39 protein-coding genes and 2 pseudogenes are annotated in these 20,556 nt (G+C 24.4%); all 41 read right to left on the bottom strand.

What is annotated here, in order from left to right; genetic code table 11:
* Nucleotides 1-27: 27 nt before the first annotated feature.
* Nucleotides 28-192: a hypothetical protein gene (locus tag ACK2WN_RS02110; protein ID WP_416154682.1), complete on the bottom strand. Its 165-nt coding sequence runs from the start codon at nt 190-192 to the stop codon at nt 28-30.
* A gap of 1 nt (nt 193) precedes the next feature.
* The gene (locus tag ACK2WN_RS02105; protein ID WP_416154681.1) at nt 194-592 is read right to left on the bottom strand and encodes a hypothetical protein; all 399 of its coding nucleotides are present in this window, start codon (nt 590-592) and stop codon (nt 194-196) included.
* A gap of 34 nt (nt 593-626) precedes the next feature.
* Nucleotides 627-1,127, bottom strand: a complete 501-nt coding sequence (locus tag ACK2WN_RS02100) for a crossover junction endodeoxyribonuclease RuvC (RefSeq protein WP_416154802.1) — start codon at nt 1,125-1,127, stop codon at nt 627-629.
* A gap of 9 nt (nt 1,128-1,136) precedes the next feature.
* The gene (locus ACK2WN_RS02095; protein ID WP_416154680.1) at nt 1,137-1,463 is read right to left on the bottom strand and encodes a hypothetical protein; all 327 of its coding nucleotides are present in this window, start codon (nt 1,461-1,463) and stop codon (nt 1,137-1,139) included.
* Nucleotides 1,464-2,033 carry an AAA family ATPase gene (locus ACK2WN_RS02090; RefSeq protein ID WP_416154679.1) on the bottom strand — a complete coding sequence of 190 codons (570 nt, stop codon included), beginning with the start codon at nt 2,031-2,033 and terminating at the stop codon, nt 1,464-1,466. It abuts the gene before it with no gap.
* A gap of 12 nt (nt 2,034-2,045) precedes the next feature.
* A complete protein-coding gene (locus ACK2WN_RS02085; RefSeq protein WP_416154678.1) occupies nt 2,046-2,234 on the bottom strand; it encodes a hypothetical protein in 189 nt (62 codons plus the stop codon).
* A 10-nt stretch (nt 2,235-2,244) separates the two neighbouring features.
* A complete protein-coding gene (locus ACK2WN_RS02080; RefSeq protein WP_416154677.1) occupies nt 2,245-2,646 on the bottom strand; it encodes a hypothetical protein in 402 nt (133 codons plus the stop codon).
* A gap of 2 nt (nt 2,647-2,648) precedes the next feature.
* Nucleotides 2,649-3,008, bottom strand: a complete 360-nt coding sequence (locus ACK2WN_RS02075) for a hypothetical protein (protein WP_416154676.1) — start codon at nt 3,006-3,008, stop codon at nt 2,649-2,651.
* Between the two features lies 1 nt (nt 3,009).
* On the bottom strand, nt 3,010-3,552 hold the full coding sequence (locus ACK2WN_RS02070; RefSeq protein ID WP_416154675.1) for a ClpP family protease: 543 nt from the start codon (nt 3,550-3,552) through the stop codon (nt 3,010-3,012).
* 1 nt (nt 3,553) lies between these two features.
* The gene (locus ACK2WN_RS02065) at nt 3,554-4,234 is read right to left on the bottom strand and encodes a hypothetical protein (RefSeq protein ID WP_416154674.1); all 681 of its coding nucleotides are present in this window, start codon (nt 4,232-4,234) and stop codon (nt 3,554-3,556) included.
* A gap of 304 nt (nt 4,235-4,538) precedes the next feature.
* Entirely contained in the window at nt 4,539-4,700 is a 162-nt protein-coding gene (locus ACK2WN_RS02060) for a hypothetical protein (protein ID WP_416154673.1), read from the bottom strand.
* 10 nt (nt 4,701-4,710) lie between these two features.
* A complete protein-coding gene (locus ACK2WN_RS02055; RefSeq protein ID WP_416154672.1) occupies nt 4,711-5,259 on the bottom strand; it encodes an ImmA/IrrE family metallo-endopeptidase in 549 nt (182 codons plus the stop codon).
* Complete coding sequence (locus ACK2WN_RS02050; RefSeq protein WP_416154671.1) at nt 5,249-5,605, bottom strand: hypothetical protein; 357 nt, start codon at nt 5,603-5,605, stop codon at nt 5,249-5,251. Before ACK2WN_RS02050 ends, ACK2WN_RS02055 begins: the two co-directional genes overlap by 11 nt.
* 59 nt (nt 5,606-5,664) lie before the next feature.
* Nucleotides 5,665-5,964 carry a type II toxin-antitoxin system RnlB family antitoxin gene (locus ACK2WN_RS02045; RefSeq protein WP_416154670.1) on the bottom strand — a complete coding sequence of 100 codons (300 nt, stop codon included), beginning with the start codon at nt 5,962-5,964 and terminating at the stop codon, nt 5,665-5,667.
* Between the two features lie 17 nt (nt 5,965-5,981).
* Nucleotides 5,982-6,167 (bottom strand): hypothetical protein, encoded by a 186-nt coding sequence (locus ACK2WN_RS02040; protein WP_416154669.1) that lies wholly within the window; start codon nt 6,165-6,167, stop codon nt 5,982-5,984.
* A gap of 37 nt (nt 6,168-6,204) precedes the next feature.
* The gene (locus ACK2WN_RS02035; RefSeq protein WP_416154668.1) at nt 6,205-6,822 is read right to left on the bottom strand and encodes a hypothetical protein; all 618 of its coding nucleotides are present in this window, start codon (nt 6,820-6,822) and stop codon (nt 6,205-6,207) included.
* A gap of 18 nt (nt 6,823-6,840) precedes the next feature.
* Nucleotides 6,841-7,512, bottom strand: coding sequence for a radical SAM protein (locus ACK2WN_RS02030; protein WP_416154667.1), 672 nt, complete (start codon nt 7,510-7,512; stop codon nt 6,841-6,843).
* Between the two features lies 1 nt (nt 7,513).
* Entirely contained in the window at nt 7,514-7,828 is a 315-nt protein-coding gene (locus ACK2WN_RS02025; protein ID WP_416154666.1) for a hypothetical protein, read from the bottom strand.
* A 174-nt stretch (nt 7,829-8,002) separates the two neighbouring features.
* The gene (locus ACK2WN_RS02020) at nt 8,003-8,389 is read right to left on the bottom strand and encodes a hypothetical protein (RefSeq protein WP_416154665.1); all 387 of its coding nucleotides are present in this window, start codon (nt 8,387-8,389) and stop codon (nt 8,003-8,005) included.
* 18 nt (nt 8,390-8,407) lie between these two features.
* A complete protein-coding gene (locus ACK2WN_RS02015) occupies nt 8,408-8,725 on the bottom strand; it encodes a hypothetical protein (protein WP_416154664.1) in 318 nt (105 codons plus the stop codon).
* Nucleotides 8,709-8,975, bottom strand: a complete 267-nt coding sequence (locus ACK2WN_RS02010) for a hypothetical protein (RefSeq protein ID WP_416154663.1) — start codon at nt 8,973-8,975, stop codon at nt 8,709-8,711. Before ACK2WN_RS02010 ends, ACK2WN_RS02015 begins: the two co-directional genes overlap by 17 nt.
* The gene (locus ACK2WN_RS02005; protein ID WP_416154662.1) at nt 8,957-9,640 is read right to left on the bottom strand and encodes a metallophosphoesterase family protein; all 684 of its coding nucleotides are present in this window, start codon (nt 9,638-9,640) and stop codon (nt 8,957-8,959) included. Before ACK2WN_RS02005 ends, ACK2WN_RS02010 begins: the two co-directional genes overlap by 19 nt.
* Nucleotides 9,641-9,649: 9 nt before the next feature.
* Nucleotides 9,650-10,048 (bottom strand): hypothetical protein, encoded by a 399-nt coding sequence (locus ACK2WN_RS02000; protein WP_416154661.1) that lies wholly within the window; start codon nt 10,046-10,048, stop codon nt 9,650-9,652.
* 21 nt (nt 10,049-10,069) lie between these two features.
* Entirely contained in the window at nt 10,070-10,432 is a 363-nt protein-coding gene (locus ACK2WN_RS01995; RefSeq protein WP_416154660.1) for a hypothetical protein, read from the bottom strand.
* Nucleotides 10,419-10,709, bottom strand: coding sequence for a hypothetical protein (locus ACK2WN_RS01990; RefSeq protein WP_416154659.1), 291 nt, complete (start codon nt 10,707-10,709; stop codon nt 10,419-10,421). The genes ACK2WN_RS01995 and ACK2WN_RS01990 overlap by 14 nt, the downstream gene beginning before the upstream one ends.
* An 11-nt stretch (nt 10,710-10,720) precedes the next feature.
* Entirely contained in the window at nt 10,721-11,104 is a 384-nt protein-coding gene (locus ACK2WN_RS01985; protein ID WP_416154658.1) for a hypothetical protein, read from the bottom strand.
* Entirely contained in the window at nt 11,091-11,420 is a 330-nt protein-coding gene (locus ACK2WN_RS01980; RefSeq protein WP_416154657.1) for a hypothetical protein, read from the bottom strand. Before ACK2WN_RS01980 ends, ACK2WN_RS01985 begins: the two co-directional genes overlap by 14 nt.
* On the bottom strand, nt 11,404-11,808 hold the full coding sequence (locus ACK2WN_RS01975) for a hypothetical protein (RefSeq protein ID WP_416154656.1): 405 nt from the start codon (nt 11,806-11,808) through the stop codon (nt 11,404-11,406). The genes ACK2WN_RS01980 and ACK2WN_RS01975 overlap by 17 nt, the downstream gene beginning before the upstream one ends.
* Entirely contained in the window at nt 11,789-11,998 is a 210-nt protein-coding gene (locus ACK2WN_RS01970) for a hypothetical protein (RefSeq protein WP_416154655.1), read from the bottom strand. Before ACK2WN_RS01970 ends, ACK2WN_RS01975 begins: the two co-directional genes overlap by 20 nt.
* On the bottom strand, nt 11,998-12,534 hold the full coding sequence (locus ACK2WN_RS01965) for a hypothetical protein (protein WP_416154654.1): 537 nt from the start codon (nt 12,532-12,534) through the stop codon (nt 11,998-12,000). The genes ACK2WN_RS01970 and ACK2WN_RS01965 overlap by 1 nt, the downstream gene beginning before the upstream one ends.
* A 12-nt stretch (nt 12,535-12,546) precedes the next feature.
* Entirely contained in the window at nt 12,547-12,756 is a 210-nt protein-coding gene (locus ACK2WN_RS01960; protein ID WP_416154653.1) for a hypothetical protein, read from the bottom strand.
* A 360-nt stretch (nt 12,757-13,116) separates the two neighbouring features.
* Nucleotides 13,117-14,382 carry an RNA-guided endonuclease TnpB family protein gene (locus ACK2WN_RS01955; protein ID WP_416154652.1) on the bottom strand — a complete coding sequence of 422 codons (1,266 nt, stop codon included), beginning with the start codon at nt 14,380-14,382 and terminating at the stop codon, nt 13,117-13,119.
* Between the two features lie 570 nt (nt 14,383-14,952).
* Nucleotides 14,953-15,750, bottom strand: a complete 798-nt coding sequence (locus ACK2WN_RS01950) for a bifunctional 5,10-methylenetetrahydrofolate dehydrogenase/5,10-methenyltetrahydrofolate cyclohydrolase (protein WP_416154651.1) — start codon at nt 15,748-15,750, stop codon at nt 14,953-14,955.
* Nucleotides 15,728-16,258, bottom strand: a complete 531-nt coding sequence (gene nrdG, locus ACK2WN_RS01945) for an anaerobic ribonucleoside-triphosphate reductase activating protein (RefSeq protein ID WP_416154650.1) — start codon at nt 16,256-16,258, stop codon at nt 15,728-15,730. The genes ACK2WN_RS01950 and nrdG overlap by 23 nt, the downstream gene beginning before the upstream one ends.
* Before the next feature lie 12 nt (nt 16,259-16,270).
* Nucleotides 16,271-16,570, bottom strand: coding sequence for a hypothetical protein (locus ACK2WN_RS01940; RefSeq protein WP_416154649.1), 300 nt, complete (start codon nt 16,568-16,570; stop codon nt 16,271-16,273).
* A complete protein-coding gene (locus ACK2WN_RS01935; RefSeq protein WP_416154648.1) occupies nt 16,563-17,090 on the bottom strand; it encodes a Panacea domain-containing protein in 528 nt (175 codons plus the stop codon). The genes ACK2WN_RS01940 and ACK2WN_RS01935 overlap by 8 nt, the downstream gene beginning before the upstream one ends.
* 220 nt (nt 17,091-17,310) lie before the next feature.
* Entirely contained in the window at nt 17,311-17,736 is a 426-nt protein-coding gene (locus tag ACK2WN_RS01930) for an HNH endonuclease (RefSeq protein ID WP_416154647.1), read from the bottom strand.
* Nucleotides 17,737-17,934: 198 nt separating this feature from the next.
* Nucleotides 17,935-18,852 (bottom strand): anaerobic ribonucleoside-triphosphate reductase, encoded by a 918-nt coding sequence (gene nrdD, locus ACK2WN_RS01925; RefSeq protein WP_416154646.1) that lies wholly within the window; start codon nt 18,850-18,852, stop codon nt 17,935-17,937.
* Nucleotides 18,853-19,030: 178 nt separating this feature from the next.
* Complete coding sequence (locus ACK2WN_RS01920; protein ID WP_416154645.1) at nt 19,031-19,285, bottom strand: hypothetical protein; 255 nt, start codon at nt 19,283-19,285, stop codon at nt 19,031-19,033.
* A pseudogene (locus ACK2WN_RS01915) lies at nt 19,286-19,567 on the bottom strand (NUMOD4 domain-containing protein); the annotation flags it as partial. It abuts the gene before it with no gap.
* A 121-nt stretch (nt 19,568-19,688) separates the two neighbouring features.
* Nucleotides 19,689-20,447 (bottom strand): annotated as a pseudogene (gene nrdD, locus ACK2WN_RS01910) (anaerobic ribonucleoside-triphosphate reductase); the annotation flags it as partial.
* Nucleotides 20,448-20,556 lie beyond the last annotated feature (109 nt).

Below are 20,556 nucleotides of genomic sequence, written 5' to 3'. Positions count from 1 at the left end.
CTCCCATATAAATATATAAGGTAGAAATTAATCTACCTTATATTCTTCTACCATATTATTATTCCAAATATTATCGCAATTATCAATTTCAAGTAAATAATATGTTTTATTTGTTTCAAAATCTTCTATCTTTAATATTATTTTACTTGATTTTCCTTGAAAACGCAACATTTCTTTAGTTACATTTTCCAATTTACTTATATCCTTCTTTATGGCTATTGTCCGGCAAGACATATAATACATCTCCCTCATCATAACATTCTTTCATTTTATTAAATATTTCTGTAGCTTCTTTAACATCTACATCTTTTTTAATTGTTGTTAAAAATGGAAAACTATCTGCATTTTTGGGAAATATTACTAATTGTAATTCTTTTTCCCAATCATCATATACCACTATATCTTTATCTAATATTAGCATATTAGATTCTAAACCTTTTTTAACTTTGAGATTTTCTCTTTTTTCAAAAATATTGATATTATTATCATTAACATTTTTAGAAATCTTTATTACTTCTTGTAATAATTTTCTATTTTTTTGTACTAATAATAACACCAATAAAGCTAGAAATAATATTATATAATGTAACATTTTTCAACCTCCCTTTATATAATTAGAGGGAGAATTACTCTCCCTCATTTTTAATTTTTTTATCATAAGCTACAGCTATTGCAGTTGCATCATATATATCAGAAGTTTTTTTCTTACCTGCTTTATCTGAATATTCGCCTATATCTATAATATTACCTCTTATATATTTTGCCACTTCTTCTTTCTTAGCTTTGCCATTATTAAGAAGTAATTTCCTAACAGTTGTTGGATATAGATAATCTAATTCTAATCCCATTTCATATACTAAATACATTATTGCACCTAGCATTTTTCTAAGAGATAATACTGTTTTGCTATTTCTAGCCATAAACTGTTCTTCTATTACAACTCTATTAACTTTATTATCAATCATTTTTTTAGCTAATTCTTTACATATATAAAATATTCTTAAATCTTCATTTTTAAAATCATCTTTTTTAGTTTGAATAACACTTGTTTCTATTATTTCTATTATTTCACTATTTGATTTTGCAATACATACTCCTGTACTAGATAAAGAAGCATCTATTCCCATTATTACCAACTATAAATCACCAAACTTTCTTTTACTTTTATCTATTTTTTTTCTTAGTTCATCTGCTGTAACTTCTACGCACCATTGAGGATATATAAATATATTTTCACCTTTATAAGTGTATAAACCAACTACTTTAGAACTATCTGAAACTAAAGAGAATGTGTTTCTATTATCTTCTAACTCTTTAGCAAAACCATTTAAACCTTCCCTAAGACTTTCTCTTATTTTTTCTTTTTCATACTCTGTTGTGGCTCTTTTAATTCTTTTTTTCATATCTTTTTTATATTTTTTAATACTAAAAAGGTATATTTTTCTTTTGTCAAAATTTTCCATTTATTTTCCTTTCTTAGAAGTTTCAACTTCTATTATGTTATTTATTTTAGATATAGTCTTATGTAAGTCTATATTACTAACGGTATAAAGTTTATCTTTATCGTTTATAGAAGATTTCTTATACTTATTTATATCGTGTTTTAATCTTCTTTCTATTTCTTCTTCAGGAGTACCTCGTTCTTCTAATCTTTTTATAAGTACACTTATTGGCACATCTAAGAATATTCCTACTACATTATCATTAAGAAAATTATATTTAATTTCTTTAAATCCAATTAAATCAGTTGACATAATGACATTATCGTTGCTATTAAAGGCTCTTTTATCAAAAGCATAAGACCAAACTTCATTATTCCAAACTTTGAATTTTCTTATAGCTATAAGATTTTTAAATTCTTCTGCAAAGTATTCGTTATCATAGAAGAAGTAATCTATTCCGTTCTGCTCTCCTTTTCTCATTGGTCTTGTAGTTATAGGTACTACCTTTCTTACATCATAGTTATTTGATATTTCTTTTACTACTGTATCTTTTCCTGATGCAGTATATCCCATTATGCAAAATATATTCATAATATAATCCTCCTATTTGTTTTTTACTAAATACATTATTTCTGCATTACAAATTCCATTACAATCACGAAATTTATTTACTAATCTTATATCTTTTATTTCAAAATCTATTTTATAAATTTCTATATCTTTTGCAATCATTCCTGATAAAGTTTTATTTCTAGGAACAACATATTTTTTAAAATCTACTCTATCTATCATTTTATATCACCTATTTATTGAAATATATTATTATCTCTAAATTATCTAAACCTTCAATTTCATCTTTTTTATTAGGATATTTATTTATATACATATCTGAAACAAGTTCAGTTGATTTTAACAAACCTTCATACATTCTATTAAATGTTGGATAATTAGTATAAAATTTATCTCTATACCATTTTTTTCTAATTTTAAATTTAAGATAGCCTATTATATTAGTAAATGATAACCAAATATGTATAAGTTTAATTTTCCCTTCTGTGATTTTCATAAACTCAATAAAATATACTAAAAATATATCTAAAAAATCATAAAAATTTTTAAATTTTCTTTCAAATTCTACATCTTCTTCTTTCTTTATTTTCTCTAAATATTCATGAAACTCTTTTGCAAAATCTTTATCTTCCATATTTAATCACCCCAGCTAATAATATATTCATAATCATTATTTGATATTAATTTCTTTTCAAACTTAAACCCTCTTTCTTCAAAATAAGATTTTAAATTGTTCATTATTATATCAAATCCTCTTGGTGTAGTATGTAAATTTATCCATTCTATACAATCATTTTTAGTTATACAAATTTGAAAAACTTCTTCTATAGCTAAAGCTATAATTTTTTCTTTTATTATATTTTTTAATTCATTTGTACACTCTTGTGTTAATTTATTTATTTCTTTAAAATTAGTTTGTTTAGTTTTTAAAGTTAATTCTTTTAAATTTTTTTTATTAAATTCATAATCTATTTTCCATTTCTTTTTAAATAACATATTATATTTCACCTTGTATTACATTTAATTTTACAGCTTCATCAAAGAAAATATTCCAATCATCTTTAATATGTTCGTCTAACATATCTTGAGTTATGTTTGTTTTTTCTATTATTATTTTTTCTAAATTTTTCTGTAATTTTTCTGATGTTTCTAGTCTTTCTTTATGGAACTGTAGCATATCATAGCCATTATCGTATCCTAAAGTATGATATAAAAACCTTGTATTTTTTCCAGCATATCTCTCATCTCCAGCTAACATAAGCCAAAAACCAGCAGAAGCACAAAGTCCAAAACCTCTAGTTATAACCTTACATTTTAGTTTCGATAAAGCATCATATATAGCATTGAATCCATAAACTAAACCACCAACAGAAGTAATATTAATAGTTAAATCTTCTAATTCTTTATGGTCTGTTTTTAATAACATTTTGCTATTAGCTTTTAATATTTTATTGTCTTCTTTTTCTATTTCAAAAATTTTCTCCAAAACATCTTTGATTGTTTTATCATTTATTTCACCAATTATATTTATAGTTCTCATATTAACCTTCCATTTCTTCAAATCTGTATTTCTGCTCTACATTAGGATATTTTTCTTTATCTACTTCTGATAAAAACATATCTACAGGTCTAGCATAATTAAATGCTTTTTTTACATCGCTCACACAATAATATATAACTAAAGGTCTGTTATCAATTTTTTTATAATGATAATATTTATCATTGATTTTAGAAATTATTATGCTCTTATTCGTTTCTGTATGAAGACACATTAAGTGTATTGATTTTTTATTTTGTTTATGTTCTTCACTATATTTATCTGTAAATTCTTCAGATGATAAAGGATAACTGACAAATTTAGTGCAATATATATCTCCTTTAAAATGTTTATATAAACAAGGATATTTAATTTTTCGCATTTTAATTTTAGTTATATCACAACTTGTAGTAGCATATAATACATTACATCTTAAAATTCTACTTAATATTGAATCTACATCATCTATTAATACACCATTACTAGGATTGTAAGAACATCTTAATTTATCTTTTTCATAAATACTTAATGGTTCAGGTATTTCTAGTTTCATTTCTTTAGCCATTTTCTTTATAATTCCTACCGTATTTTTATCTCTACATATTATTGGTGCTTTTGTTTTATTTGATATTTTTATTAATTTTGTAGTTTTTCCACTACCTCTTTCCATACTTAATATCTCCATTATTTACCTCCTATACTAAGCTATAATTTATTATTAATACACACATTATAAAATTTGTAATAATCATAAGAAGATTTATTTTAAATTTTATATCTTCTTTAGAATTAATCATTTTTATAATTAATACTACACTTGTGATAAAGATATATAGAATTAGTTTATCCATTTCAACTCCTAAATTAAATTATTTATTATAATCCAAAATATTATAATTAAAAGTGCAACTAAATAATCTAAAAAAATTTTTTGCTTTTTATCTAATATGTCAAAGAATAAGATGATAATATACAAATTTATTAGTTCTTTAGTCATAGTTTTCTATTTCTTCCTCTATTTCTTTTTTAGATATTCTTCTAAATTTTTTATTATTTTCTTTTTTCATTTTTCCAATAAATCTATAAGAGTTACATCTATACTTTCTATCAAATTTATCTTCAAAAGTCTGTTTTTTATGATTATTCTTCATAATTTCACCTCTAATAATCTAAATCTGATTTTAATATTCTTAATCTCATTCCTCTATTTATAGCTAAAGGTGTTGATACATTAAAATATTCTGCAACATTTTTCATATTTACCATACCTTTTTCATCTGTATTTTCTTTTACAATTTTTCTATATTCATATTCAGGTAATAATAGATTATGAGCAAAATATATGGCTTGTTCATTTTGTTCTTTATTCCATTCATAAGTATAAAATACTTCTCCTATAGAAATATCTTTCCAAGTTGATAAGTCTAATTCAAAGTATAAGAAACTTAAATGTAAAAATAAATTACCCAAACATTCTGCAAAAAATTTATATAAACCTTTTTTATCTCTATCAAACACATCTTTATATAATATAAAATTATGTTCAGAATTTTTTTCAATAGCACCAAAATCCCAAAGACAATCTGCTTTTTCTATTCTTCCACCAATAGAATAAATAAAACTAACCAAACTATCATAATCTTTAATATGATTTTCTTCTCTTATTTGCTCTGCAAATTCTTTTATAAATACTTTAGTGTTATTCTTCATAAAATTTATCACCACCAAACTCCCAAACTGTAGTTTTAATATCTTTTCTTTTTACATTATGAAAATCTCTATAATGTTTATCACCAAATTTATTTTTTACTAATATTCTCGCTATATAATCTATAATCTCTTTATTGTTTTTACTTATCCGGTATACTTCTATTGATTCATCTAAATACTCATTATATATTTCCTTATAGAAAAGTAGCTTATATTTATTTACTAGTTCACCGGATTCATCGTATTCACCAATTTCATTAGAATTTATTTCTTCTTTATCCATTTGTTTAAATTCATATTTATTCGAGTTTAAAAAATCTAACATATCTTTTATTAATTTATTCATAGTTTTCCTCCAAGAAAATATTTATTTCTGATTCTGTCAATACGGAATTTTTTATACAATTAGGATAATTTAATAATATAGAGTTTGCTTTTTTCCTTCAATTCTTCATTAACTTTAACGTATTTAGCATTATCTATGTATAAAAAACCATTGTTAAGAATATCTAATTCTATAAATCTATATTTATAATCACCTACTTGTAACATTGTATCTACAATACATTTACCAAATTTAGATTGAGGAAGTGTTATACATATTAAAGTTTTGGATAAAGGTATTTCATAATCTAATATAGTTATAAGATAGTCATAACCATATTTTTCATCTGATAAAGTTTCTATAATATAATCTAAATTCATAATTTACCTCCAAATATTTATAGGATTTTCTTATCAATATATTCTTTATTAAATCTTACTTCATATTCTGTACCACATTTTTTACATTTAACTTTAAAAACAGTTATTATTAAAACATCTTTATTGTTTAGTTCATTTACATATTTTCTATTTTCTAATTTTGCATTTTCTTCAAATTCTTCTGATTTACAAATAGGACACATACTTACCTCCAATAAAATCGTGATTTTATTTACAATATCAATCTTTAAACATACGTAATTTGTTTAGTTTTTTAACTTCGTGTGTTCCATAATTTAATTTTCTTTTATTTAGTCCATAAATATGGTTATAATTTGTAAGTAACCAATTGATATATCCATCATTAGTATAGTGATTAATTCCGTATGTTATTTTACCTAATATATCACAAAAGTTTTTATCTAAGAATCTATCATAATATTTTACATTTGTTTCTAAGTATTTAAATTTGATTTTTTTATTTCTTAAAACTTCATTTTCGCCTAATTTTTGAATCAACTCACTTTGATAATTTAAAATTTGATAATATTTATCTTTATTTATTTTAAGATAATATAAAATTAAAGGGTTAAATATTGCTATTTCCTTTTTAAACTCATTACAATATTCTTTATCTAAAAATTCTTTATAATATTCGATTCCTTCATTTATATATAACTTCCTGAAATTATTCATATTAGATTCTATATTGTTAACAAGTATAATCATTAAATATTTATCAGAATTATATATTTTAAATATTATTAATCTGAAATCTAAAATATCTATTGTTTGATATTCTTTTAGTCTAAAAAAATCTTCTTTACAATATAATGTATTTTTATTTATATATAACAAATAAATCACCTCTAATATTTATTTTATTTTCAAATATTCTTCTTCTATATGATTATGAACAAAATATTTATTATAATCACTTTGCTCTATATAATACCAATCACCTTTATGACCATTTTTTAAATAATCATATAATGTATATGTTGGTTTACCATCTGCACCTATCATTTGTCTGAATGATAATTCATTTATATGATATTTTTTAACTAACCTAACTATTTCTTTTACTATATATTCATTAAAGTGTTCTTGAACTACAAACACTACTCTTATAATATTTTCAAGTCCAAGTAAATATCTTAAATATACTATTCCTTCTATTTGTGTAGGTGTTATACAATGAAATACAACTCTTTCACATTTTTTATAAGGGAATGTGTAATCAACTATTGAAGTATGTAATTCAAGTCCTATATTATATTTATCTAATAAATCAAATAACTTATCATAAAATTCTTTATTGTTTTCATAATTATACAGAGGGTCGCCACCACCTGATATACTTATTAAATTTTCTTTATAGTTTTTTAATTCATTTTCCAATTCTTCCCAACCAAATGAATCTACTGTTGTTTTAGGTATGTTAATATTATTACTTTTATAAACACAATACGGACAACTAAAATGACAACCAAAATTAGTTAATATTGATAATATACTTATTTCAGAAGTATTTTTTACAGAATCCATATTATTTCACCTCCATTTCTGTAAGTATTTTTTTAAATGTTCCTTTAAGTTTATCTATATTTAATGCTTCCATATCCTCTTCTGTTAATATGCCACACCAATAGCTTAAAAACATTGTAGTTAGCATTATAGGTTTAACTTTTTGCTTAGCTTTTATAAATATATTGTATGTTTCAACTACTTCTTTTATACATTCTTTCCATTCGTAAGAGTATATCTGAGTGTATTTTAAATATAATTCATCACTTATTACTGTGCCAAAACATTGATACATTATTTCATCTTCGTATTTTATTAATAAATCTTCTAATCTCAAATTAATTCACTTCCTTTTTGAAAAATCGACCTTATAGAATCGTTTCTAAGGCTTTCGAAAATACCTCATTGATATTTTATACCTTTAAGATTTTATATTGCCAATTGATTTGTTTCCTTTTTTATCTTTTATTTTATTATTACTTTGTTTAGGTTCTTTAATCTTCATATTCTATTAGAAATTCTCTCCTTTTATTACTTCATAACTTGAATTTATTTTTTCTATATCTTTAGGCTCAGTAAAGTCTATTTCCTTTTTTAAAGGACATCGTAATAATAAATCACAAACTCCACAGTTATGATTAAATTCTTTCTTTGAGTAATTACAATATTTTCTTATATCATATAATTTACCTTTTAAAACCAATTCTTCATCAGGAACATATAATTCCCATTCGTCTAATTCAATATCATCAAAACTATCTATATATATTGTTTCTTCTTCTCCCTCATTATTATATAAACAACCACATTTCATATATATGTATGAATCTTCTTTCCAATCTCTTTTTCTTAGTTTTTTACCATTTTTAAGAGATTTACACGCATCAAACAGTTTCATAATTACCTCCTTATTTAATTAGAAGTATATAGACCTTACAAATCTATGAGCAAAATCTATACTTCCTCCTCCCATTATTGTGAAGTATTCATTAAATTCATCTTTATATATTTTCTTAAATATTTGTTTAGTGAAACCTTTTACAAAAGAAATGGAAACATTTTTAATGTATTTTGGAAATACGATAAAATTAATTCTATCCCAATCAATGCAATCTCTTACATATCTAACATAGAAATATTCTCCTACTTCTTCTCCTGCTAGACTTCTAGGTATTTTTTTAAATTCAGAATCTAATACATTATCTAAAATTATTATATTAATTTTTCTTTCCATTATTTTTCTCCAATCTTGGTGTAATAGCCACACCATTTTCAGAATAAACTATTATATACTCTTGTTTATTTTTTTTATCTATTAACACATCTATATCAGACCTATTAAAAACATCTACTACATTTATATTAGTTTTTAATTTAATAAAATCTTTCAATGTTTTACCTTCTGCATAAGTATCAATACAACCTATTACTGTGAAAGCTATTACAAGTATTGCTATCACATAAGCTACAAGTTTCTTTTGCAATATTTCACCTCCACAATATCATTGTATAAACATCTAGTATTTAAGCATAAGATATTATAATCTATGTGCATATGACCGAAATACCAATAGTCAAAATCTACAAATTCTTTAAAATATTCTAACTTCTTAGAGTAATCATCTGCTCGATATTCACCACCTACCCAGCTTAATGCTTCAGGATAACAAGTATGAGTAAGTATATAATCTACTTTATTGTTACATTCATTTAAAGCTATCATACCTTTTCTAATAGTATCGTCAGAAGGAACTTCTTGTTTCCACCAAGTTTTATTTTCTATTCTATACTCTTTATCTGTTGAATTTGCACCACCCATAACAAAGAATGTTTTATTATTGATAGTATATATTTCACCATTCATTAATTGATATATATTATCTCTTATTTTTCTAACTTTACCATTGTATCTATCCTCTATAGGATAAGTTTCTAGTAAATTATAATTTTCGTGATTTCCTGCTACGAATAATATTTCAACACCTATTTTATCAAGGTAATTTAATTGTCTTTGTTCTCTATCTGAACCAGTCCAAACATAACCAAAATCTCCACAAACTATTAAATGGGTACAACCCAACTTTCTTGCTTTATATACTTTTGTAAAATTTAATTCTCCGTGTGTATCTCCAGTTATACCTAATATCATAATTACCTCCTATTTTGAATAAGATAAAAGTATAATAAAATCATAGAATATATTATTTTTAAAAATTCCAAATTCTTTATAAAGCATATATTCAAAATTACTTACTTCTCTATTCAATATTATTCTATCTTCTATACTAGAAATTTTTTGAAATAATTCCATAGCTTCTTTGTTGATTTCTGTTTTTAAAAAATGTAAACATTCTTTTGTATTTTTTATTCTTAATTCATTTTTAGTTTTTTCAGTTATATGTTTTTTAGAAAAATCAACATTAATTTCTGTAATTTCTCCATTATATCTATCCATTTCTAAATATAATTTTTCTAGTTTATTTTTATTTTCTTTATCTCTTATTTCTTTTTCTATTTTATAATCTTTAAACCATTCATCAGTTGTTTTATTATACATAAATACCTCCTAATATAAAATTTATTGAAACCCATTATGATACGAATCTTTTATAATATTATCCATAGCTTGTTCATATTCTAAAAGAAATATTTGTTCAAATGTTATATCATCTATGCACCATTCAGTTGTTTCTCTTATTTTTTCAATTTCTTTTTTATATTTAGTCATTATTTCTTTTGTTTTTGAGTTTATGTTTTTTGAATAATTGTTTTTTCTTTCTTCAACAAAATCATAAAAACTTATTTCAAGTTTCTGAAGCATTACTACTAATTCACAAGCTATAAAATTATAATTTCTCAATGTAAGATACAACTCTTCTAATTCAGTTTTGTTTTCTTTATTCTTTATTTCTAGGAAAATTCTTATTTTACTTTTTGCCATTTTTATTTTCCTCTTTAGCTTTAATTAAATCTTTTTTATATTTTCTTTGAAGATTAAACCAAAGATTAATTGATGTATTTAATTTTCTTGATAATAAATAAGCTATTTCACTATCTACACCAATTAATCCTTTCATAAATCTTCTCATTTTAAACATTTGTATATTTTCTTTTCTAACCAAATCTAAGAAGGTCATGTCATATTGTTCCAATAATTCTTCTACTTTACAAGAAGGATGTAATGCTATTGTTTTAATCCCTTTATATATTTTAGGCATAAGTACACCTCCTATATATCCCAACCAAGACTTAATTCATAATCATAATCTATTTCTTCTTGAAGTTTTTCACATTTATTATCTAATTCTTTTAAACATTTAATTATTTCACTTTCAGAGAATAAAGATAAATCCCCTTTTTGTAAATTTTGTATATTAACTTTTTCTAGTGGTAATCTTATTGGATATGTTGCAATAAGATTAAAAGCCATATTTTTATCTTTTTCTTTCCATTTATTAATCATTTCTTCTTCTAATTTTCCTCCATATATATTACAACCATAATAGTTCCTACATATTTTTCTTATTTTACAAAATACACAAGAATCAGCAAGATTATCAAACAATCTAAGATTCATATCACAATTTTCTGCTATTATTTTATTTGTATTCATTTTTACCTCCATAAAAATTTAAAAGAAAATAATCGAAGACATCTGATGATTTTTTATATGGAATATAGTATCTATCATAAAAGTTTTCTTTATCTATATATTCAAAAACTTTGCTTATAGTATAAAATTGAATAATATATTTATCATCTATTTTAAAAATTATAACTTTTTCATTAGGTATTGCTACAATTATAATTACTTCCACTTTAAATCCTCTTATTTTAAATTGTTTAATAACTTTGTCAAATATAGATTCATTAGAATTATTAGTTTTTATTATAGCTAAAATTAATTCATCTTTATTTATTCTTGCCATTAATCTTCTCCTTATGTTCTGAATCTGTACTATATAATAATTCTGCAAAGTTTACAAACATTACTATATCCATAACATTTTTGTATTTAATCTCAATTTTTTCTTCTTTATACTCTAAATAACATTTATAAGTATTATGATTAAATATTAGTTTGATTTTCTTATCTATAATTATAATTTCATTAAGTTCTGTATCACTTGTATATTCTGTTGTTACTATAATCTGTTTGAATGGATTTATTTTTCTAGTAATAGCATATTCATTTTCTACAAGATACCCTCTTAAACCTAATATTTTAATTAATTTAGTTGTTATAAATTCATTTGATTTTTCTATTTTTTCTGTTTCATTCCAAATAAACATCCATTTACCTATTATATCTTCCATCGTCAAACAAATCCTTTCTATACTTTATTTCAAAATCAAATTTTCTTTCTAGTTCTTTTAATTCAACTTCTAATGCTACTATATCATCTGCTAAATTATTCATTATAATTTTAGTTTCTATAATATGATTAGCTAACACTATTCCTATTATCATTAAAACTATTGGTATTAACACTAAGACTAAACCCATTATTCAAATACCTCCCAAGAACCTTTATTCCACCATAAGAAGTATTTTAAATCATCGTAGCTTTCTATGTGTATTTCATAAGCAAGACCATTACTATCAGTTAATAAATTATCTTTATCTACAAATATATAATAACCCTCTCTCCAAGTTGTATTTCTTACTTTATTACCTTTTTCAAGTTCCCGCATAGCTTCAAAGAAATTCATACCTCTATTTTTATTACCTTCTAATAAGTTTATTAATTCAATAGTTTCTGATTCACTTAAACTCGGACAAAATTTATTTATAATATTATAAGGATATTTTTCACATTTTTTTAATATTTTTAAATTTCTGTCTGGAAATTTTTCTATCATAATTTTAGTTCTATCTTTAGTAGTTATAAAAATATTTCCATTATTTACACTTACTACATAGAAATATTCTTCATCAGAAGAGTTTTGATATATAACTTTATCTCCTATGCAAAATCCATCTTTATTATTTATTTTTTTACTTCTATATTTTTTAATTATTTCTTTATCTGTTACAATCATTTGAATCACCTCTTATATGTTTTTAGCTATATCTTTTATACCTTTACTACCATTTTCATAGTCATAAGTTATAACTTTACTTTTTAATATATCTAACCTATCTTTATGTATATAACTAGTTGTTGCAAAGAAAATAGTAGTAAATAATAAAATTAATATCACTACTCTTTCCTTATTAAACATTCTATTTTTGCGTTTTTCTATTCTTTCTGACAGATTCATAATTTTATTCACTCTCCTCTTTTTATTAAATATAAGTTTAAATTATAGGATTCTCAAACAAAATCTATAATAACATTTTTTGATATTATCCTTGAGAACTATGTCAAATTATAGGGTTCTCAAACCCCAAACTTTTTTAGTACAATAAAAGGTACTTTGTAAAATATTTTTAAATTTTAAAATTTAAACAATTATGCCAAATATAAGGTTAGGCTATAGTATAATAAATATATATTTATTAAATATAATTTGATAAACCTAATTCTTATTTTTTAATTTAACAAAGTCTTGCCGAGTGGATATTATCCCTCAGCCTTCAGACACAAGGTTGCCTGTATATTTAATAAGTTCAAAGGTAGATTATGCTACCTTTTTCTTTTTATTATTTTTCTTTTTACCAATTATAAAATCAGTAGAATTAGCTATATTAATACTTGCATTATAATCTGCATTTAAACTATTACCACATTTCTTACAAACAAATTTTTCTTGTTCTAATCTGTTTTCTGAATCAACATAACCACATTTACTACAAGTTTGAGAAGTATAAGCAGGATTAACAAATCTAACTTTGATACCTTCCATTTCTGCTTTATACTTAATATATTGTTGTAATTCATAATAAGTCCAAGTGCCAAGCATTTTCTTATCTGTAAATGAACTACCTTCAAGATATTCCATATTAATATATTCACATTGATTTTCTTTAGCAAAATCAACTATTCTTCTACTAATCTGATGGTTATAATTCTGTGTAAATCTTCTTTCTTTATCAGATAAAGATTCAAATGCTTTTAATTTTTTCTTTTTACCTTTTCCACCTTTAACATTTCTTAATTGTTGTTGAAGTCTAGTTCTTCTAGCTTTAAACTGTTCTTTAGCTTTAGTTAATTCTAGTACATCACCGAATTTACTTCTTATATAAGACTTATCTGATACACTAGCATAAGCCGGAATTTTCATTCCTAAGTCTATACCTAATGTTCTGCCTTCTATATAAGGTGCTTTTTCTTTTTTAGGAAAATGTATTGATAAATTAAGCATTAAATTATTACTTTTATCAAAATATAAAGAAGATTGTCCAAGTTTGTATTCTCCATTGATTATTTTATGAAGTGTATGAGCAAGTTCTGTATTAACGTTTTTCTTGTTGGCAGATAATATAACTTTAAACCTTATTTTGTTTACCCACTTTATAGTTATATTATTTTCTTCGTCATATTCAAACTTTAATGCTCTGCCATTAGTCATTAAAGGGAAATCTCTTTTATAGTTATTAATACTTCTCTCACCCTTCATAAATCCATTTTTAATTGCAATAGAGAAATCATCTTGAACCTTTCTTCTAACTAATGATTTAGTATCAACACCTTTACCATATTCTATATTATGTTCAAAGATAAAATCTTTAGTACTAAGTTTATATGCCTCTTTATATCTTTCAGATTTTAAATCCATTTCTGATTGATAAAATTCACTTGTTAGATAACTCATATATCTATTAAGCAACTGATATTGCCGATACTGAGCATCCCTTATAAACTTATATTTTTCTTTTCTTACATTTTCATCTTCATCAATTACACATAGTTTTAATTTTCTTACTAAGACATTTGTTTCTGCCATTTTTATTACCTCCTTTAGTTCTTTCTCCTTTAGACCTATGTAATTTTATATATTTCTAAAACCTCAAATCTACTACATAGGCTTATCGAGTGAATTAATACGGACTATTAATTCCTCAACCTTTGGATGAAAGGTCACCCAATGTGTAAACACTATTTAATTTTTAAAATCAGGTATCAACTGATTAAAAAAATATATATGAATTGGAATTTATAATGAATGACTAAGTTTGATTAATAATGAAAGGTTGGTAAAAGAAATTCCAATTCATATATGCAATTTTAATCTAATTTAAAATCATATATAAAGGTTGAAGATACAATAATTAAAAAGGAGATGACGAAAATTATTTGCCACATATCTTCAATCCTTATATTTAATTTTAAATTTAGAGGGTAACCGAGAAGAGGAGAATAGTTACCCTCTAGTAATAGAAATCATACTTATTAGGTACAACTTCAATTTAGTTAATTATTTTATAGAACTTATTAAAGAAGTAGTTTCTTATCCCTTCTTTAATTATATTATAGCATATTTTAAATTGGGTATCAACATATTTTTATAAATTTCTTATAAATTTTTTATTTGTTCCATTAAACTAGTAGTAGTCATAAGTCCTACACCGTTAGGTACTTCAGTAAATAAAACTCCTTTTTTATTTAATTTTTCGTACTCATTTTTGCTTATATCACCACATATTTTGCCATCGTCATCGAAGTTAATTGACACATCTATTACTATTTGTCCTTTTTTAAAATTATCTGCATTAAAATAATTAGCTTTACCTATTGCAGTAATTATTATATCTGCATTATCTATTTTATCTTGTAAGTTTTTAGTTTTACTATGAGCAACTGTAACTGTGCAATCTTTATCAGTTAGCATAAGTGCAAGTGTTTTTCCTATATGGAAACTTCTATTTATTATTAATACATCTTTTCCTTCTAAATCCGTTATAGATTCTAATATAGTTAATATTCCTTTAGGGGTACAAGGGTATTTATTTGAATGTCCTGCGACTATTCTGCCTAAAGTTTCATATCCAAATCCATCTATATCCATAGAATAATCTATATTATGTACTAAAGTTTCATCTAAGTGTTCAGGTAATGGTAATTGTACAAATAAAGGTAATCTCATTAAATTTGCCATACCTATTATCTCTCTAAGTTTTAAATTATCTATTTCATCTTCTTTGAATTTTTTTAATTCAACCTCTATTCCTAATTCATTACATTTTCTTATTTTATTTTTTATATATCTATTGGAATCCTCTCTATCTCCTACTTGAACTATACATATTTTTTTAAGTATTTTTTCTTTTTTCAATTCCTTCATTATATTGTTACTTAGTTCTGTACATTTCATTATTATATTCCTCCATTAAGACTATTTTTTTCTGTTTTCTAGTTTCATTCATATCTATAACTCTTTGATTACTAGAACCTCTATATTTAAGATTTATATCTCTATTTTCTAATTCAAATTTTCCATCAACTAATACATCAATTAATTCTAATATATTCTTAGTATCTTTTCTTTCAACTAATTCTTCTAATTTGTATCCACTCCAAAGCCATATAGTTTTATTAGGATACATTCTTTTAGCACCTTTAATTATTCCTTCTATAACATCTATGTTCTTAGGGTGCATAGGTTCACCACCTAATATATTCATTCCAACTATATTTTCATTATCTAAATAATTCATTAAAGTGTTCATAGTATCTAATGTAAATAATTTACCACTATCAAAACTCCATAAATCTTCATTAAAACAACCTTTGCAATAATGTTCACATCCTGTACAAAATATAGTTGTTCTAACACCTTCTCCATTAGAAACATCATATTTTCTTATTGTTTCATAATTCATATAATCATCTCCTTAATACAATAATTCAAGTAGCAATTCTATACATATATTAAAATATTCATATAATACATCATATTTTTCATAAGCGTCTTTTTCTATATTGTAGATAAAATCAATATAGTTACTCATTTTCTTTATATGTTTAGTATCTATATCTTCTCTTTTTTTGTTGTCTATCAACTTATTCAATCTTCTTCTTAGGATAATACACCGTTCTGCATAATAATAATTCTCAATAGACCAAGCAAAACTTGTTATTTCTATCAGATATTTATTTATTTTTTCTTGAAGTATTTCTAGTTCTTTATTCATAGTTTTCTTTTATCCATTCTATTTTAATTATATCGCTCTTTTCTTTTATTGCTTTTTTATAAGATTCTTCTTTCCTGCTAAGTATAACCATTTCCATTGACTTACAATTTCTATACTTTAATATAATTGAATCTATTATTTCTTTAGATTCTTCTTCTATATCTATTAGTTTATCTATTGGTTCATCAATATTATCTCTACCATAATATTTGAAAACTCTATAGACATTCTCTACAGAAGCACCGTATCTATAAGGTAGTAAATCTTCTATAAATAGAATCCTATTGTATTTTTTTAAATGTTCCTTTTGAACAAAATATAAAAGTTTATTTAATTTTAAATTATTTATAAATATATTTTCTTTATTACATTTATCTATTATATAGTTAGATATATCCATAGCAGAATATATTTCTTTTTCTACATTAATATCATTTTCTATTTTATAAAGAACTATTTTAAATTTAGCTATTGTATCACTAAGACCTTTTATCCGTTTTCTTAATTCACGTTCACTCATAATTTTCTCCTTATAATTAAAGGGGTTATTTGTATAACCCCTTTAAAGTTTAATTTATTTTATAAATGTAAAACTCTATCTCCTATCTCTTGAGTTCTACCCTTATTCCAAAAATCAGTTCCTATATCCTTTATACCGTAGCTTTCGCTATACTTTAACTACCAATTTAATGGTACGGAGTAGACTATCCCATATAATATATACAATTAAATTTATTTTATTATTGTTTAATAATTCCACTTATAAATTTTCCGTCGATTACACTTTTATCTAATCTTCCTAATTCCATAGAATAATATACATTTTCCTTTTGAGTAACCCATTCAAGATTTTCAACATTATTATTTTGAACATTACAATCTATATGATTAACAACATTACGTTGGTTATTCTCTTTAGGGATAAAATGTTCTGCAACTAATCTGTGAACATATCTATCCTTTCTTTTATTTGTTTTATCCTCTCTCATATAAACTCTTAAATATCCGTTTTTATTAGGTCTAGGTTTTATTTCATACATAGGAACTCTATTCCCATTTCTTCTATTTCCTTTTCCTAATGTACAATAAACTTTGCCTAAATTTGAAATATAATATCCCTCAAACCCATTAATTTTTCTTATTATTTCTATATAAATACACCCCATCTTATAATTGTATATATTACCCGATATTATAGTCGTTGAGCCTTCAACTGTTCTAGTTGCTTGGTTGCTTTTGATTTTCCAATCCTTAATGTTTTCACCATACCGAATCCGTTACTATTCGCCATTGTTATATTCCTATAACAACTTGGTAATTAAGGCTCTAAGGAGTTTCCAGCAATTTAATCAGTTTAACGTGGACTAATAAGTCAATCCACAAGTTCTTCTCATAACCTGCATATTCTTCTCATCTCTATTTCCACAAGAAGGACAATACCATTCTAAGTTTTCATCTAGTTTTATTTCACCAGTAAAATCACATTTATAACAAACATCAGGTCTACTGTTAATTTCTGCATATTGTATATGGTTATATATAAATGTTATAAGTTGTTCCATAGCTTCTAAGTTTCTGCTCATATCAGCCACCTCCACATAACTGATGCAACCTCCTGAGCTAATAGAATGGAACTGAGATTCAAATTCTAATTTACTAAAAGCATCTATTTCTTCACAAACATTGATATGATATGAATTTGTATAATATAATTTATCAGTTACATTAGGTATTACACCATATTTTTCTTTATCGTAAGAACAGAAACGATATACAGTATTTTCGGCAGGAGTTCCGTATAAACTAAATCCTAAGCCATCTGTTTCTTTTTTCCATTCTTCGCATTTATCGTGCATATAATTCATAACTTCTAATGCAAATTTTTCACCTTCAGGAGTTGTATGAGATACGCCCATCATAGCTTGTACTAATTCGTGTATGCCTATATATCCTAAAGATAATGTAGAATACCCATTATGTAAAAGAGGGTCTATAACATCGTCTTTATCTAATCTAGCTATAGCACCGTACTGCCAATGTATAGGTGAAGTATCTGCTTTAGTTCCTTCTAATAAATGATGTCTAAGAAGTAATGCTTCTTTACATAATTCTAGTCTTGCATCAAAAATTTTCCAAAACTTATCAAAATCTCCATTAGCTATTATACCTATTTGTGGTAAATTTATTGAAACTACACCTTGATTAAATCTACCATACCATTTTAAATGACCGTCTTTATCTTCATAAGGACTTAAATGGCTTCTACATCCCCAAACATTCACTAAGTTCGCAACACTTAGCAGTTCTCTTATGAACTTCCCTATGTCACCATAGGATATTAGACTATTTCATAATCTTAATTATTATATATTAAGATTCCTACCATTTCGATTTAATTGGACTTATTTTGCACAATGCCAAACCATCATTAGCTTATGGCTCTACGTTACTCATTAAATCCTAATTGCAAGGATTCTTTTCACTAGTCGTTACGCATTTATTACAATATTGAATATTTAATATACCCTTTTTATTATAGGTATTCATTTCTTTATCTAACCAATTTCTAACTTGAGTTATATTTGTATTCATTCTTCTAGCAAAAGCAGTTTTATTATCCCAAATTTCGACTTTTCCATCATTGAATACTACTACAAAATATCCATTCCAATGACCTTTTAAACCATTTTTTATTGCGTGTATCTCATTTTCCATTTGAGTACACCATTCCAAGTTCTCAACTGAATTATTTAATTTATTGCCATCTATATGATTAACTTGGGGTTTATTTTGTGGATTAGGAATAAACGTTTCTGCTACAAGTCTATGAATAAATACTCTTTCTTTATTATTTTTATCATAAAAAATAACTCTTTTATAACCACAATTATTAGTATCTAAGGCTCTTAATTTACCCGTTCTAACACTTCTAATTTTGCCCGTATTACTAACCTCATATAAATTCTCCCAACCTTTAACTTTTCTCCATTCTTCTATAATATCACCTCATTTTAAATTATTTTCAATATTGTAAATTTAGCACGAGATTTTCTCTATTTGAGATTTCCCTCGTTTAGATAGGTTTTCATAGAATATCACTACTCTATGCCACAAGTTTTATGGGTGCAAAAGTATCTCCATAGTTCTGTCGCATTATCTTTGCACTTTGATAATCAGGAACTAATCTCTTAGCACTACATTCTGCACTAAGTTTAGTTAAATACCAATATTTAGTTCCTTCTTTGTAGTTATTTTCATCTAACAGATAAATTAACTTAGGAAAGGCTTCCCCTATAGGTTGTCCTTTATAATTCTGCATACCATCTAATCTCTGTCTTATCATTTCTTCACAAATCAAAGCCATTTCTTTTTCGTATTCATCGCCTTCTCTAACTTCAAGATATATTGTAGCAAAAGGCGACTGACCATTACTTGTTTGTAAAGTAGATAATTGGTATCTTATTGTTTGAACACCATCTCTTAATTCTTTACGAGTTAATCTTTCTGCTATTTCCTCTTTATTATCTTGGTCTTTAAATAGATTTAGATATTTATAATAAGTTTTTCTTAAATATGGAGCTAAATGAGCTATAGTTATACTCTGCCCACCATACTGATTACTTGCTACTTGAGCCATTATCTGAGTTGTAATAGTACAAGCTGTAGCAAAACAACTTGGAGAATTAACTTTTTTCTCATTTATAACAGTTCCATTATCTAACATATCTTGAAGGTTTATTAAACAACAATTGAATATAGGTTGTATTATATAGTCCATATCGTGCAAATGAATCATTCTATCTTCGTGTGCTTGAACTAAATGAGCAGGTATTAATCTTCTCTTTGCTATATCTTTAGAAACTTCTCCTGCTATTAATAGTGATAGGTAAGACTTTGATTTTATCTCCATCTTTTCCCCCACTCCACACCGTACGTGAGACTTTCACCTCATACGGCGTTCCAACAAATTTTAAATTTAAATTATA

Origin of the sequence: Peptacetobacter sp. AB800 (genome assembly GCF_047807365.1) — a bacterium.
Classification (GTDB): domain Bacteria; phylum Bacillota; class Clostridia; order Peptostreptococcales; family Peptostreptococcaceae; genus Peptacetobacter.
Note: the sequence above shows the minus strand (reverse complement) of the source record. Positions and strands in the feature narration are given on the sequence as shown.